The 14,988-nt window shown below is 68.0% G+C and carries 12 protein-coding genes and 1 pseudogene; 1 reads left to right on the forward strand and 12 read right to left on the reverse strand.

The window, feature by feature from the left end:
- The 8 genes from RTM68_RS07145 to RTM68_RS07180 form a co-directional block, all read right to left on the reverse strand.
- Nucleotides 1-1,207: alpha-L-arabinofuranosidase C-terminal domain-containing protein (locus RTM68_RS07145; RefSeq protein WP_312169598.1), on the reverse strand; the 1,207-nt coding region annotated here is incomplete at its 3' end.
- Nucleotides 1,208-1,293: 86 nt separating this feature from the next.
- Complete coding sequence (locus RTM68_RS07150; protein ID WP_312169600.1) at nt 1,294-1,962, reverse strand: DUF624 domain-containing protein; 669 nt, start codon at nt 1,960-1,962, stop codon at nt 1,294-1,296.
- Nucleotides 1,959-3,296, reverse strand: coding sequence for an arabinan endo-1,5-alpha-L-arabinosidase (locus tag RTM68_RS07155; RefSeq protein ID WP_312169602.1), 1,338 nt, complete (start codon nt 3,294-3,296; stop codon nt 1,959-1,961). Before RTM68_RS07155 ends, RTM68_RS07150 begins: the two co-directional genes overlap by 4 nt.
- Before the next feature lies 1 nt (nt 3,297).
- Nucleotides 3,298-4,275 (reverse strand): carbohydrate ABC transporter permease, encoded by a 978-nt coding sequence (locus RTM68_RS07160; protein WP_312169603.1) that lies wholly within the window; start codon nt 4,273-4,275, stop codon nt 3,298-3,300.
- 8 nt (nt 4,276-4,283) lie between these two features.
- Nucleotides 4,284-5,189, reverse strand: coding sequence for a sugar ABC transporter permease (locus RTM68_RS07165; RefSeq protein WP_312169606.1), 906 nt, complete (start codon nt 5,187-5,189; stop codon nt 4,284-4,286).
- An 82-nt stretch (nt 5,190-5,271) separates the two neighbouring features.
- Nucleotides 5,272-6,594 carry a sugar ABC transporter substrate-binding protein gene (locus tag RTM68_RS07170; RefSeq protein ID WP_312169608.1) on the reverse strand — a complete coding sequence of 441 codons (1,323 nt, stop codon included), beginning with the start codon at nt 6,592-6,594 and terminating at the stop codon, nt 5,272-5,274.
- Nucleotides 6,595-6,760: 166 nt separating this feature from the next.
- A complete protein-coding gene (locus RTM68_RS07175) occupies nt 6,761-7,771 on the reverse strand; it encodes a LacI family DNA-binding transcriptional regulator (protein ID WP_312169610.1) in 1,011 nt (336 codons plus the stop codon).
- Between the two features lie 237 nt (nt 7,772-8,008).
- Nucleotides 8,009-10,201, reverse strand: coding sequence for a hypothetical protein (locus RTM68_RS07180; protein ID WP_312169612.1), 2,193 nt, complete (start codon nt 10,199-10,201; stop codon nt 8,009-8,011).
- A 337-nt stretch (nt 10,202-10,538) separates the two neighbouring features.
- Between RTM68_RS07180 and RTM68_RS07185 the strand changes: the two genes are divergently transcribed.
- On the forward strand, nt 10,539-10,970 hold the full coding sequence (locus RTM68_RS07185; RefSeq protein WP_312169614.1) for an META domain-containing protein: 432 nt from the start codon (nt 10,539-10,541) through the stop codon (nt 10,968-10,970).
- Between the two features lie 83 nt (nt 10,971-11,053).
- On the opposite strand, the gene RTM68_RS07190 is transcribed toward RTM68_RS07185, so the two are convergent.
- The 4 genes and pseudogenes from RTM68_RS07190 to RTM68_RS07205 all read right to left on the reverse strand — a co-directional run.
- Entirely contained in the window at nt 11,054-12,187 is a 1,134-nt protein-coding gene (locus tag RTM68_RS07190) for a bifunctional 2-methylcitrate synthase/citrate synthase (RefSeq protein WP_312169615.1), read from the reverse strand.
- A 98-nt stretch (nt 12,188-12,285) separates the two neighbouring features.
- Nucleotides 12,286-13,194 carry a methylisocitrate lyase gene (prpB, locus tag RTM68_RS07195; protein WP_312169617.1) on the reverse strand — a complete coding sequence of 303 codons (909 nt, stop codon included), beginning with the start codon at nt 13,192-13,194 and terminating at the stop codon, nt 12,286-12,288.
- Between the two features lie 124 nt (nt 13,195-13,318).
- Nucleotides 13,319-14,845 (reverse strand): MmgE/PrpD family protein, encoded by a 1,527-nt coding sequence (locus tag RTM68_RS07200; RefSeq protein ID WP_312169619.1) that lies wholly within the window; start codon nt 14,843-14,845, stop codon nt 13,319-13,321.
- Nucleotides 14,842-14,988 (reverse strand): annotated as a pseudogene (locus tag RTM68_RS07205) (GntR family transcriptional regulator); the annotation flags it as partial. The pseudogene RTM68_RS07205 and the gene RTM68_RS07200, both read right to left, overlap by 4 nt.

Genomic DNA, 14,988 nt, shown 5'->3' on the forward strand with positions numbered 1-14,988 from the left:
CGTGCACCGCCGTCTCATAGGTGGGCACGTCGATCCGCGGCTTCACGATCTCGCCCTTTGCGAGACGAGACGTCACCGAGAACGGGAAGAACGTGGTCTGACGCCAGGCGGCGCCACCGGGCTCGGTCATGATCGGGGCGATGACGTTGACGAGCTGCGCGAGCGAGGCCGACGCCACGCGATCGTGGTTCTTCAGCAGGGTGATGAGAAGGTTGCCGAGCACGACGGCGTCCGCCACCGAGTACACGTCCTCGAGCTGACGCGGTGCGACGCGCCACTCGTCGTTGACCTCGTCGGACGCCTGGTGCTCGTCGAGGTACCAGATGTTCCACTCGTCGAACGAGAGCTTGATCTTCTTCGAGGACTTGAGCTTGTTGCCGACGTGATCGGCCGTGGAGACCACGGTCTCGATGAAGTACTGCATGTCGAGTGACGAGGCCAGGTACGACGCGAGGTCTCCGCCACGCTCCTGGTAGTACGCGTGGCACGAGATGAAGTCGACGTGCTCGTAGGCGTGCTCGAGCACGGTGCGCTCCCAGTCGCCGAACGTCGGCATCGACGACCCCGACGACCCGCACACGACGAGCTCGAGGTCCTTGTCGGCCGCCTTCATCGCCTGCGCGGTGCGGGCGGCGATCTTGCCGTAGTCGTCGGCCGTCATGTATCCGGTCTGCCAGGGGCCGTCCATCTCGTTGCCGAGGCACCACATGCGGATGTCATGCGGCTCGACAGTGCCGTTCGCGATGCGCTGTTCGCTGAGCGCGGTTCCCGACGGGTGGTTGCAGTACTCGAGAAGGTCGAGCGCCGCCTCGATGCCACGGGTTCCGAGGTTCACCGCCATCATGAGCTCGGAACCGGTGAGCGCGAGCCAGCGGGAGAACTCGTCGACGCCGACCTGGTTGGTCTCGATCGAATGCCAGGCGAGGTCGCGGCGCACGGGCCGCTGGTCGCGCGGTCCGACGGAGTCCTCCCAGCGGAAGCCCGACACGAAGTTGCCGCCGGGGTAGCGGATCGTCGTGGATCCGAGCTCGCGCACGAGGTCGACGACGTCGAGGCGGAAGCCGTCTTCGTTGGCCGTCGGGTGCCCGGGCTCGTAGATGCCGTCGTAGACGCAGCGGCCGAGGTGTTCGACGAAAGAGCCGAAGATGCGTCGGTCGATCGTCGCGACGACCGCCTCACGGTCGATGGAGATGCGTGCCTTGGTCACAGGAGTTCCTTCTCTGGTACGGGCCGGCTCCGCGAGCCGGCGAGGGGGTCGATGAGGTTGATCGGATCGACGGGCGGTGGGCGTGATCAGTGCGGCACGCCGGCGGATGCGGGATGCCGGGCATCGATCGTCGCCAGGCGCCGGTCGATGAGGCGTGTCGCGAGGACGAGCGGAAGCGAAGCTCCGACGAGGGGCACGACGACGGGGACGACGGAGGCGATCACCGCGAAGGCGATGAGCACCAGGAGCACGCCGGCGCCGGTGAGCGGTGCCGTGAGCGGCAGGGTCAGCGCGTAGCGCAGCACGGCCACAGGGGTGTCGCGGTAGCGCACGAGCAGCGTGACGCACACGATGAACATCAGCAGCACGACGAGTCCGACCACGGTGGTGAGCGCGGTGAGCGCTGCCGCGACCGGACCGCCGAGCCTCGGCAGCACGGCGGCATCCGCGGCGAGCAGCACGCCCGCGATGAGGAAGGGGATGCCGGTCAGGTTGGCCCGGACGAACGACTCCCGGTATGCCCGGACGAACCGGCGCGCGGTGCCGATCTCGCCGCTTTCGCCGCTCTTCCCGATCTTTCCGGGGAGCAGCACGGTCGCCGCGGCCACACTCGCCGGCATGACTCCGACGATGCCGAGGCCGACGACGACTCCCACCGCGAAGAGCAGATTGACCAGCACGAGGGTGCAGGCTCCCTGCAGCAGCTGCATGACGCGGCCGGTCCACCCGAGGCCCATCTGCGCGTCCGCGCTCACGAACGCACCGCCTGCGAACCGCTCCAGACGACACCCTGCTCGTCGATGCCGCTGAAAGCCAGAACCGTGCGCTCGTCGACCGGATCCCAGGCACCGAACACGACGGCATCGAGAGCCACGGCATCGTGCTCAGCCGCCGCGTCATCAGCAACCGCGCCATCCGTCGCACTCCCGGCGGACGGCAGCAGCCTCAGCGACGTGGCGACGGGTTCGCCGTCGCACGACACTGCCGACTCGCAGCGCACGCGCTGCGCATCCGCCATCGTCGACACCTCGGGCGCGAAGCGCACGGCATCCCATTCCCCCGCGACCGGCACGGGCGCCGGCAGCCGTTCGGTGCCGACTCCGGCGAACGGATGCGGCGACACGACCGGCCATCCCGACGCCGTCCAGTGCACACGACGCACCTGCGCCTCGTGCTGCGTCGGATCGTCGGCGAAGCGCACGTGATGCACCATGAAGGTCGCGTCACCGTCGTGGAAGATCGAGTTGTGTCCGGGCGCGATCAGGCCTGTCCCGCCGGGGAATCGCAGTCCGCCCAGCACCTTCGTTCCGGCGACGAGCGCCTCGGCATCCGACGGCGAGGTGAGGTCGCGTCCCTGGTGATCCCGATAGGGCCCGGTGATCTCGTCGGCCACGCCGACGCGCACACTGTACGAGTCGACCAGAGAGTCGAACGAGACGAACAGCACATAGCGATCGTCCTGCGCCCGGTGCATCACATAGGCACCCTCGATGGCGCCGTCGACGCTCTGCGGACGTCGGGCGATCAGCGCGCCCGGTTCGTCGCGCAGACGCATACCCGTGTCGCGCGAGAGCTCCACGGCGTGGATGCCGCCGAAGAACGATCCGTAGAGCATCCACGGCGCACCCGCCCTGTCGACGATCACGGCCGCGTCGATCGCGTTGAACGCGTCGCGCTCGTGATGCGTGGCGATCACGATGCCGCGGTCGGTCCAGGGCCCCGCGAGGCCTGCCGCGGTCGCGAGCCCGATCGCCGAGGTGCGCGAACCGAAGGTCGAGGCCGAGTAGTACATGTGCCACTGCTGCGTGCCGTCCGTGGACCAGCGGACGACCTCCGGCGCCCAGAGTCCCGAGGCGCCGCTCCACTCGCGCGCCTGCTCGGGCACGCCGTCGAGGGCGGTGCCCCGGTAGGTCCACTCCACCAGATCGGCCGAGGTGCGCACGTGCGCTCCCGCCGGGATCAGGTCGGCTCCGGCCACCGCATCGGTGGAGAACATGTACCAGAGGCCGTCGTCATCGCGGACGACGGTCGGGTCGTGCGCATGCCTGGCTCCCCAGGCCGCGGGGTCGATGTCGATGTCCATGTCCATGTCAGCCCTTCGCCCCCGTCAGTGCCACCGATTCGATGATCTGCTTCTGGAACACCACGAACACGGTCAGCACCGGGATCAGCGCGATGAACGACGCGGCCATGATCAGCGGGTAGTCGGTCTGGCTCGCATACGTCGCGTTGAAGCTCGCGATCACCAGCTGCAGGGTCTGCCGTTCCGGGGTGTTGAGGTAGATGATCGGCGCGAGGTAGTCGTTCCACACGGCCATGAACCAGAGGATGAACTGGGCGGCGATCGCCGGGCGGATGGCCGGGAAGATGAGCGTTCCGAAGATGCGCAGGTACCCGGCGCCGTCGAGCTTCGCGGCCTCGATGATCGAGTCCGGCACGGAGTCGAGATACTGACGCAGGAAGAAGATCATGACGATGTTGCCGAAGATTCCCGGCAGGATCAGCGGCCACAGGGTGTCGACGAGCCCCGCGTTCGCGAACATCGTGAACTGCGGGATCATGATTGTCGGGAACGGGATCATGATCGCGGCGAGCAGCGACAGGAACACGACGTTCTTGAACGGCAGGCGCATCTTCGCGAACGCGAAGGCCGCGATCGCAGAGCTGATGGTGCCGACGACGGTGACGCTGACCGACACGATGAGGCTGTTCACGATGCCGCTGGCCAGCGGACCGGCCGACCACACGCGGATGTAGTTCTCCCACTGCACCGGATCGGGGATCCACTGGGGCGGGAGCGCGAAGACCGCCTCCTTGGTCTTCAGCGAGGTGCTGAAGGTCCACAGCAGCGGCGCGATCATGATGATGCCGCCGAGCGAGAGCACCGTGAAGAGGACCGCATTCACGACGCGGCGCTGGGCGGTGCGCGAGCGACCGGTGGCGACGCCGTTGCCGGTGGGCCGACCCACGCCTCCCCTCAGCGTGCGGCGACGGCGGGCCGTCGGCACGGTGAGAGCGACGGTGTCGTCGGCGGAGTCGGAGGCGATGTCGGAGATGAGCTGATTCATGATGGGCCTCAGTCGATCGAGAACTGGAAGCGGCGGTTGATCCGGAACTGGATCGCGGTGATCACGAAGACCAGGAGCCCGAGCACGACCGACATCGCGGTGGCGTAGCCCATCTGCAGGTAGTTGAATGCCTTCTGCCAGATGTACCAGACGATGGATGCCGTCGAGAACTCGGGGCCGCCGGTCGGGGTCATGATGTTGATCTCGATGAAGATCTGGGCGCCGCCGATGATGCTGGTCACGACGAGGAAGAACGTCACCGGACTCAGCATCGGGATCGTGATGTGCCGGAACTGCTGGAACGCGTTCGCGCCGTCGATGGCCGCCGCCTCGTACAGATGCCTGGGCACCGACTGCAGCGCGGCGAGGTACAGCAGCATCGAGAAGCCGAGGCCCTTCCACACCGACATGATGATGATCGCAGGCTTCGCGGTGTCGGCGTTCTGGAGCCAGTTGGGCCCGTCGATGCCGACGATCGCGAGCACCTGGTTGATGAGACCGAAGTCGCCGTTGTACGCCCACTGCCAGAGGATCGCGACGGCGGCGAGCGACGAGATGACCGGCACGTAGTAGACGGTGCGGAAGAACGTCGTGCCGCGCATCCTGCGGTTGAGCGCGAGCGCGAGCAGCAGCGACAGGACGAGTCCGATCGGGATGCCGATCATCAGGAAGACGGTGTTGCCCATCGCCTGCCAGAAGTACGGGTCGGCGAACATCTCGGTGTAGTTGTCGAGGCCGTTGAAGACGGGGTCGCTCAGGCCGTTCCACTTGGTGAACGAGGCGTAGAACGAGAACAGCAGCGGATACGCGATGAAGATCAGGAAGCCGAGCACGGGGATCGCGACGAACGCGGCCGCGACGAGATGTTCACGGCGGTGCAGTCGGGAACGACGGGGTGTGGTCGTCGTCGACATGGTCACCTCTTCTCAGAGAACGGGGGTGGAGGGCCTGCGGGGTGGCTGCGGGGGCGCGCACACGCGCGGCCCCGCACGATGATCAGCCGATGCCGGCGTCGGCGTTGGCCTTGTCGAGCAGCTCCTGCATGCGCGGCTGCACCTCGGCGAGGTAGTCGGCCGCGGTCTGCTTGCCGTCGAGCACGGGCTGGATGTTCTTGAAGAGCTCGTCGTACCATTCGGCGCTGTAGGTCGTGTTCGCCGGCAGCGCGCGACCGTCGTCGTTGACGATGTCGAGGAACTCCTGCTTGTTGGCCGGAGGCAGCGTCGCCGACGCCACCCAGGTGTCGGCCATGTCCTTGAGATTGGGCACCTGCACGCCCGCGTCGACGAGCGACTGCTGCGCGGTCTCATCGGTGGAGAGGTAGATCGCGAGCTTCGTGGCGAGGTCCGCGTTCTTCGACGACTCCGCGACCGCGATGCCGAGCGTTCCGACCCACGTGGCGGTCTCGCCGGTCGAGCCGACCGGATACGGGATCAGATCCCAGTCGAAGTCGAGCGTCTCGTAGGTGGGCACGTCCCACGGTCCGACCGGGAAGAAGCCGATCTCGCCCTGCATCCACCGCTGGTACGTGTCGAGGGTCTGCGCGTCGGTGACCGAGGGCGTCACCTGCGCGACGTTCTGCATGTCGGCGAAGAACTGCAGGGCCTCGGCGAACTCGGGGCTGTCGACGGTGACCTCGGTGCGGTCGTCGTTCAGCCAGTCGCCGCCGTTCGACCAGACGAAGGACTGCAGGTTCCATTGCACGTTGAGGCCGGTGCCCCACTGGTCGAGGACGCCGTCGCCGTCGGTGTCGAGCGTGAGCTTCTTGGCGACGTCGATGAACTCGTCCCACGTGTAGGGCTCGTCGACCGAGGGCAGCGGGATGCCCGCGGCTTCGAACATCGTCTTGTTGTAGCCGAACGAGAAGGGGCCCACGTCCTTGGGCATCGCGTAGATCGCACCCTGGCCCATGAGCGCGCCGTCGAAGCGGTAGCTGTCGACGCCGTACTGCCAGACGTTGTCGAGATCGACGGAGGCCTCGACGTCCTTCGTGATGTCCTTGATGATCCCGGACTTCACGTAGGCCTGTACGCTGCCGGGATCGACGTAGAACACGTCGGGGATCTGCTTGCCGGTGATCGCCGCCTTGAGCTTGGTGCTGTACTCGTCGGCCGTCGTCATGATGATCTTCACCGTGACGTCGTTGTCCTTCTCGAACTGCTCGATCGCCGCGGTGTACGCCGCCTTCTCCGCGTCGCTGCCGCGGAACATGAAGGTGAGGGTGTCGCTGTCGCCCCCTGCGGCGGCGCCGCTCGAGCATCCGGTGATGGTTGCCGTGGCGAGCGCGAGGACGCCGGCGCCGGCAAGGATCCGTGACTTCATTGTGCTGTGATTCCTCTCGGGAGATGACTTCGATGTCGTCGCTCGGCTGCTCCGCGCAAGCGATCCCATATTTTTACAACGTTGTAGTAAACGTTGTAAAAGACATTGTGACCCGATTCGCCGGAACTGTCAATCACCAGTTCCGGGGGCGGGCGGACGCGGTCGATCAGGCCGAAGCGGCGGATTCCCGCTCGAGGATGCGGTAATCGGCGAGGAGCGTGCGAGGCGGAGCATCCGCATCCCCCGCGATCCGCGCGAGCAGCGTGGACACCGCCGTCTTCGCGATCCAGGCGCGCCCGGGATCCACCGTCGTGAGCGACGGGATCGAGTACGCGGCCTCGTCCAACCCGTCGAAGCCGACCACCGCGACGTCATCCGGCACTCGTCGCCCCGACTCCTGGAGCACCCGCATGGCGCCGAGCGCGAGGGTGTCGTTCAATCCGAACACCGCATCGAATTCGCCGCCGCGGGCGAGCAGCTCGCGCATGGAATCGGCGCCGTTCGCGCGGTGCCACAGGGTCGTGTAGCCGATGATCGTCTCGTCGTACGCGATGCCGGCGGCCTCGAGCGCCTCGCGGTAGCCCTGCAGTCGCAGCGCGGCGGAGCCGAGGATCTCGCCCTCGTGCGCGCCCACCACCGCGATGCGCCGTCGCCCGAGCGAGATCAGGTGCTCGGTCGCCGCACGCGCCGCCTCGACGTTGCGCATCGTGATGTGGTCGGTCGGACCGTCGAAGATGCGCTCACCGAGCAGCACCAGCGGGAACGAGACGTCGAGTGCCGCGGCATCCTCCTGCGCCATGCCGAGCGGGCTGAAGATCAGACCGTCCGTGAGCTTGAGCCGGGGACTGCGCAGCAGATCGAGCTCGCGGGTGCGGTCGGCTCCGGTCTGCTCGACGAGGACGACGACTCCGGCGGCCTCGGCCTCCTGGATCACGAGAGCCGCGAGCTCGGCGAAGTACGGCAGACCCAGATCGGGCAGGGCGAGGGCGATCGCCCCGGTGCGTCCGGAGCGCAGATTGCGCGCGGTGAGGTTCGGCGTGTAGCCGAGCTCGGCGATCGCGGCCTCGACCTTCTCGCGCGTCGCGGGCCGGATGTGCGGATAGTCGTTGATGACGTTCGACACCGTCTTGATCGAGACATCCGCAAGGCGGGCCACATCGTGCAACGTCACCGCCATGGCGCCTCCTGGATCCGTGGGGATACAACGTTGCAGGAACGCTGACTCACCGCGTGATCACCCTACACAGATCGGCCCGCGCCTCGGGCGCCGAACCGCGCATCCGCCCCGTTTCCGCCGGTGTCGGGAGCCGGGAGCGGATGCCGGGAGTCAGGAGCCGGATGCCGGATGCCGGACGCGAAGAAGCCCGGTATCGATCGATACCGGGCTCCTTCAGATCAGATCGCGATCAGGTGATCAGCTCTCGACCGTCTGACGACGACGAGCGAGGAGCAGGAAGCCACCCGACAGCAGTGCCAGCGCGATCGCCGCTGCGGAGAGCGGGACGATCACGTCGCCACCGGTGTTCGCGAGGCCGCCGTCACCGGGGGCGGCTGCGCCACCCTCACCCGGAGCGGGGGCTGCGCCGCCGCCACCGGGAGCAGGGACCGGAGCCGCGAGCACCGCGAAGGCGACATCGGTCGGAGCCGATGCGACCTCGTCGATGGCCTGCGTCACCGAGACGGTGTACGAGCCGGGCTGCAGAGCCGCGCCGAAGTCGACAGCCCACGAGCCGTTCTCGACCGTGGTCGTGAAGGTGCCGCTGGCTGCGGCGAACGAGGCCGCGAGTGCTGCCGTCGTGGCCGCCGGTGCCGGCTCAGCGCCGGTGAGCGTCACGGTGACCTCAGCGCCGGTGATGCCGGTACCCGAGAGCACCGAGGGTCCACCGTCATGCGGGAACTCCGCGCCGTTGGCGACCGAGGTCACGGCCGGCGAGACGGGGACGACGGAGAACGTCGCGGTCGCCTCGGGAGAGACTTCCTCTGCGCCTTCGATCGTGCGGGTCTGGGTCACGACGACGCTGTGGCTGCCGTACTTCAGGCTCAGCTCGTCGACCGTCCAGGAACCGTCTGCGGCGACCGTGGCTGTGCCGAGCACGTCGTCGGTCTCAGCGTCCGTGACCGTGACCTCAGCGGTCGGCAGGCCGGTGCCGCTGACCGCCGTGACGGTCTCGTTCAGCGTGGAGCCGTCAGCCGGTGACGTGATGACCGGTGCGACCAGCGGGGCCGGAACGACCGTCAGATCGAGCGTCACGGTCTCCGACGAGCTGAAACCGGTACGAGCACGGACCGAGACGGTGTGCTCGCCGAGCTCGACCGGACCAACGACCGAGAAGGCACCGTCGACGACGTTGACGGTCTGATCTTCGCCGACGCCGCTGACCGTGACCTTGGCCGCTCCGGGAGCGGTTCCGGTGATCGCGGTTCCCGGCTGGACCTCGGCACCATCAGCCGGGCTGGTGATGACCGGGGCGTCGAGGTCGAGTGCGACCTGGTAGCCGTCGGTCTTCGGGAGAGCGGTCACGAGCGATGCCGCCCAGGTGAACTGCTCTTCGGTCGCGGTCGCCTCGGACCCACCGGAGATGAGGCCGACGGCCGCGTTGCCCTGGATGACCGCGCCACCGGAGTCGCCGGGAGCCGCGGGCGTGTTGCTCGAGAAGCCCTGCACCCAGTGACCGTCGATGTTCGCCCATCCGTCGAGGATGTCGTCGCCGTCGACCGCACCGGTGGTGAAGCCGGTCGTGCGACCGCTCTTCGAGACCTCGCCGAGTGACGGAGCCGCGACGGACTTGATCTCGATGACGCTGTCGGCGAGCGAGCTCAGGGAGTCTCCGGCCGTGGTCCAGTCGGTGACCGCGGGGACCGGGTTGAAGCCCGACTCCGGGTCGATGTCGATGACCGAGATGTCGGTCGCGGTCGGGTCGCCGTCCGAGCCGAGGCTGCCGTCGGCGCCACCGAACTGGGCGAAGCCGAACGTGCCGAGCAGGTCGATCGTGCTGGGGAGCGACGGCTCTCCGCCGACGGCGGGCTCGTCACCCGGAACGGTGAGAGTCGTGTCGGTGAGACGCTCGTCGTTCTCGCCGAAGGCACAGTGACCCGCGCTCAGGAGAGCGGGGTCGCCGGTGGGCGAGAAGGCTGCGAAGCCGACGGAGCACGACCACGCCGCACTGCCGGGCTCGTTCGCGAGGAAGCCCTCGAGATCGGGGGCGATCGACAGGTAACCCTGGCCGCCGACAACATCACCCTCGGCGAACGCCGAGAGAACGCGGTCGACCGTGACGACCGAGGCATCGGCCAGGTCGGCCTTCGCTGCGACGTTGTCGATCGCGGCGCCGCTGGTCGGGCTGTCCGCGGTCACGACGACGACTCCGCCGCCGTCAGCGTTCTTACCGAAAGCGACGATCTCGACGCCCTCGTCGGCCGCCTGCTTCGTCGCCTCGAGGATCTCTGCGTCGGGGCCGCTCTGGCTCGATGCGTCGGTCGCCGGCGGGGTCTGATCTGCGCCATCGTCTGCGAACGCCACGGGCGCCCCCAGGAAGAGGCCCGACAGGGCGAGAGTGGTGGCGGCGGTCAATGCCAGCGGGCGTCGACCTGTCCCTCTGTGCTTCATGTGATGTATGTCCTTGCTGGTCACGGATCGTCAGTCGCTTTCAGTTCCGGCAGCGCGCGTGGAGCACGGAACCGGCCGCCTCCCGGTGGAGGTGCGCGTAGACGCTGGCCCCCCGACAAGCAGGATCCTGCCCGTCGGGACGAACAGGGATCTCATGCAGAGTACCCAGTAAATCCACAGAATGGGGAAATTGTTTACCAGAATTTCGCTTCTTGACCTGGCACTCGTCTGTGAGGTACTCGCGCGAGAGAATCTCGGCGGAGACGAGCAGATCTGCCGACTGACAATGTGCCGACACCCTGATGCGACCGCGACCGGCCCGGTTAGCATGGCCATCATGAGCACCCACCGCAGAGCACGAAACATCGTCGGCCTCGCGATGCTGGGGGCCTTCGCCCTGCTGGCCTCGGCCTGCGCGACCAGCACCCCGGGCGACGCCCCGACCTCGACCCCCGATCCGAGCAGCGACGACGCCGCAGTCGTCGAGAAGCTCGTCGGACTCTGGGGCGAGAGCGCCTCAGGCCAGCCCCACCTGGAGTTCGCCGCCGACGGCACCGTCACCGGCAGCGATGGATGCAACGGCGTCACCACGACGTACTCGGTGAACGGCGACCGCGTCGATCTCGCCCGCTTCGCCTCGACCCTGAAGGCCTGCCCCGGTGTCGACGACTGGATGCGCGGCGTGCGCGCGGTCGCACTCGACGGCGATGTGCTCGTGATCATGGACGCCGCGGGTGCCGAGCTCGGCAGCCTCCCCCGGTCGAGCTGACCCCGCCCATACTTTCGAATCGCTCACTTGGCAGGTTCCGCCCGGGGTTTTCTGCAAAGTGAGCGATTCGAACGACGGGTAGGTCAGCCCTCGACGTGACGCTCGTCGACGCCGTCGTAGAACGACAGCGGACGGATCAGGGCGTTCGCACCGGCCTGTTCGATCACGTGCGCCGTCCACCCGGTCACGCGCGCCGCCACGAAGAGCGGCGTGAAGGTCAGGGTGTCGAAGCCGATCAGGTTGTATGCCGGACCCGACGGGTAGTCGAGGTTCGGGTAGATGCCCTTGCGCGCGACGAACTCCGACTCGAGAGCGTCGTACAGCGCGGCGACCTCGGCGCGGTCGTAGTGCTCGACGAGGGTGTCGAGTGCGGCCTTCATGGTCGGCACGCGCGAATCGCCGCTCTTGTAGACGCGGTGACCGAAGCCCATGATCTTGCGCTTCTCCGCCAGCGCCTTATCGAGCCACGGCACGACGTTCGAGGCTTCGCCGATCTCGTCGAAGATGTGCAGCACGGCCTCGTTCGCACCGCCGTGCAGCGGGCCCTTGAGGGCGCCGATCGCGCCGACGACGGCCGAGTACAGATCGCTGAGCGTCGAGGTGATCACACGAGCCGTGAACGTCGAGGCATTGAACGAGTGCTCCGCGTACAGGATCATCGAGCGGTTGAACGCGTCGACGACCACAGGGTCGGCCTCTTCGCCGAACGTCATCCAGAGGAAGTTCGCCGAGTAGTCGAGGTCGTCGCGCGGTGCGATGGGCTCCTCGCCGCGGCGGCGGCGCTGGCCGTAGGCGACGATCGCAGGCAGAGCGGCGAACAGGCGGATGCTGCGCTCGAGGTTCTCCTCGGGGCTGCCGCCCGCATCGAGCACGGAGCCGCCGGCGTTCGTGTCGGAGGCGCCGATCAGGCTCACGGCCGTGCGCACCTCGTCCATCGGGTGCGCCTCGAGCGGGATCAGATCGATCGCCGCCTTGACGCTGTCGGTCAGCGCGCGATGCGGACGCTCCTGCGCGCGGAAGGCGGCGAGCTCTTCGAACGTCGGCAGCTCGCCATGCCACAGCAGATACGCGACAGCCTCGAACGACTGCGTCGCCGCCAGCTCCTGCACGGGGTAGCCCCGGTAGAGCAGGCTGTTCGTCTCGGGGTTGACCTTCGAGATCGCCGTCGTGTCGACGACGACGCCCGCGAGGCCCTTCTTGATGTCCGGCTCGGTCATGCTCACTCCTTCGTGTTTGTCATTCGGTCGTCGAGCGTTCCCGGTCGTCGAGCGAGGGTCTCGGTGCTTCGCTCCTCGCTCAACGAACGGGGCGGGTGTCAACGACCGGACGTGTCTACCGTGAAGCCTGCGACGCCCGAGTCGAACCGCGTGTAGGACTCGTAGTCGATCAGATCGTAGAGATCGGCACGGTGCTGCATCTCACCGAGCTTCGAGGTGAGTGCCCCCTCCTCGTTCAGCGTATCGAGCGCGCGGCCCGCCGCGCCCATCGCGATGCGGAGCAGCGACACGGGCCAGATGACCATGTTCACGCCGGCATCCCGCAGCTGATCGACCGAGAACAGGTCGCTCTTGCCGAACTCGGTCATGTTGGCGAGGATCGGCACGTCGAGCGCATCCGCCATCGCCTCGAACTCGGCGAGCGTGCGCATCGCCTCGGGGAAGACCGCGTCGGCGCCGGCATCCACCAGCGCCTTGGCGCGATCGATCGCGGACTCGAGCCCCTCGACCGCGCGGATGTCGGTGCGGGCCATGATCAGGAAGTTCGGGTCGCGGCGGGCGTCTGCGGCGGCGCGGATGCGGCGGATCGCGGTGCGTTCGTCGACGACGCTCTTGCCGTCGAGGTGTCCGCAGCGCTTCGGGTTGATCTGGTCTTCGATGTGCGTGCCGGCCAGGCCCGCGTCTTCGAGCTCCTGGATCGTGCGTGCGACGTTCAACGGCTCACCGAATCCCGTGTCGGCGTCGACGATCGCGGGGATGTCGGTCATGCGCGCGATCTGCTTCGCGCGCCCGGCGACCTCGGTCAGCGTGGTGAGGCCGATGTCGGGCACACCCAGATCGGCAGACAGCACCGCGCCCGAGATGTAGACACCGTCGAAGCCCTTCTGCTCGATCAGGCGGGCGCTCAGCGGGTTGAAGGCGCCGGGGAACCGCAGCAGCTCGCCGCTCGCGAGTCGCTCGCGGAACAGGCGGCGCTTCTCGGCCGGGGTGACATGGGAGTACAGCATCAGTTCTTCCCTTTCCATCGAGTTGCCCGGGCACAGCTTCGGATCTCGGACGCGACGCGCCGGAGGACGGATGCCGGAACCGGCGCGTCGGCCGCCGCATCCGAAGTCGTGCCCGGCGCGCTCATCAGAACAGACCCCTCGGGGCCGGAGCACCCTCGAGAACGCCCGGCTTCGCGATGATCGACAGCTCGCCGACCTCGGCGGCCGTGAGCTCGGGCAGGCGCTGCACGAGCTCGAGGAAGCGCTCGATCTCGGCGGCCTCGAGCACAGGCTCGGCGAGCAGGCGGAACTTCGCGATGTAGTTCTCGCGGGCGAACGGACGGGCACCGAGCGGATGCGCGTCGGCGACGGCGATCTCGTCGACCACGGTCGTGCCGTCGGTCAGGCGGAACTCGACGCGACCGCCGAACGCCTTCACGTCGGGGTCCTCGGAGTGGTAGCGGCGCGTCCACTCGGCATCCTCGGCCGTGGTGATCTTGTGCCACAGCGCGACGGTGTCTGCACGGCCGGCACGCTCGGGGGTGTACGAGTCGACGTGGTGCCAGCCGCCGTCCTGCAGGGCGACCGCGAAGATGTACGGGATCGAGTGGTCGAGCGTCTCGCGCGACGCCGTCGGGTCGTACTTCTGCGGGTCGTTCGCGCCCGAGCCGATCACGTAGTGCGTGTGGTGGCTGGTGTGCAGCACGATCGCCTCGATGTGGGCGGGATCACGCAGCGCCGGGTTCTCGGTGCCGAGCTTGCGGGCGAGGTCGATCCACGCCTGCGCCTGGTACTCGGCCGAGTGCTCCTTGGTGTAGGAGTCGAGGATCGCGCGCTTCGCCTCGCCCGCGGCGGGCAGCGGCACCTCGTACGCGGCGTCCTTGCCGTCGAGCATCCAGGCGATCACGCCATCTTCGCCCTCGTAGATCGGGGCGGGGCTCGTCTGTCCGCGCATCGCCCGGTCGACGGCCTCGACCGCGAGCTTGCCGGCGAACGCCGGGGCGTGCGCCTTCCAGGTCGAGATCTCGCCCTTGCGGCTCTGGCGCGTGGCTGTCGTGGTGTGCAGGCCCTGACCGACGGCCTGGTAGATCGTCTCGACATCGAGGCCGAGCAGGGTGCCGATGCCGGCGGCGGCCGACGGGCCGAGGTGCGCGACGTGGTCGATCTTGTGCTTGTGCAGGCAGATCGCACGCACGAGGTCCATCTGGATCTCGTAGCCGGTGGCGATGCCTCGGAGCAGCGCGCGGCCGTCGGCCTGCACGTGCTGGGCGACCGCGAGGATCGGCGGGATGTTGTCGCCCGGGTGCGAGTACTCGGCCGCGAGGAACGTGTCGTGGTAGTCGAGCTCGCGCACGGCCACGCCGTTGGCCCATGCCGCCCACTCGGGGCTGGTGCGGTGGTCGAGAGCCGCGCCGAAGACCGTGGCGCCGATGCCGCCGGTCGAGACGGGGTGGCTGAACGCCTGGGCGCGGGCCGCATTGATGGGGCCGCGGGTGAGGGAGGCCGCGGCGACCGACGCGTTGTCGATGATGCGGTTGATGATCATGTCGACGACGTCCTGCTCGACCTCGACCGGGTCGGCGGCGACCTCGGCGATCTTCCAGGCGAGCTGGTCTTCACGGGCGAGATTCTCGTCGCTGCGGTGGACGCGGACGTGGTGGGTGACGGTCATTTCACACCTTCGGGGTTGGCTGACAGGGAGTCGAGGATGCCGACGAGCGCGTTGTGCAGGTGGACGTGCGTGGCATGGGCGGCGAGGTCGCCGTCGCGGGCACCGAGCGCGGCGGCGATCGTGCGGTGCTCGGCGGCGGAGGC

It is taken from the genome of Microbacterium sp. (genome assembly GCF_031988965.1).
Lineage (GTDB): Bacteria > Actinomycetota > Actinomycetes > Actinomycetales > Microbacteriaceae > Microbacterium.

Bases quoted from the DNA above. Each gene is read 5' to 3' on its own strand.
- RTM68_RS07155 (WP_312169602.1), bottom strand. From the start codon at position 3,296: ATGGACATGGACATCGACATCGACCCCGCGGCCTGGGGAGCCAGGCAT.
- RTM68_RS07160 (WP_312169603.1), bottom strand. From the start codon at position 4,275: ATGAATCAGCTCATCTCCGACATCGCCTCCGACTCCGCCGACGACACC.
- RTM68_RS07165 (WP_312169606.1), bottom strand. From the start codon at position 5,189: ATGTCGACGACGACCACACCCCGTCGTTCCCGACTGCACCGCCGTGAA.
- RTM68_RS07170 (WP_312169608.1), bottom strand. From the start codon at position 6,594: ATGAAGTCACGGATCCTTGCCGGCGCCGGCGTCCTCGCGCTCGCCACG.
- RTM68_RS07175 (WP_312169610.1), bottom strand. From the start codon at position 7,771: ATGGCGGTGACGTTGCACGATGTGGCCCGCCTTGCGGATGTCTCGATC.
- RTM68_RS07180 (WP_312169612.1), bottom strand. From the start codon at position 10,201: ATGAAGCACAGAGGGACAGGTCGACGCCCGCTGGCATTGACCGCCGCC.
- RTM68_RS07185 (WP_312169614.1), top strand. From the start codon at position 10,539: ATGAGCACCCACCGCAGAGCACGAAACATCGTCGGCCTCGCGATGCTG.
- RTM68_RS07190 (WP_312169615.1), bottom strand. From the start codon at position 12,187: ATGACCGAGCCGGACATCAAGAAGGGCCTCGCGGGCGTCGTCGTCGAC.
- prpB (WP_312169617.1), bottom strand. From the start codon at position 13,194: ATGCTGTACTCCCATGTCACCCCGGCCGAGAAGCGCCGCCTGTTCCGC.
- RTM68_RS07200 (WP_312169619.1), bottom strand. From the start codon at position 14,845: ATGACCGTCACCCACCACGTCCGCGTCCACCGCAGCGACGAGAATCTC.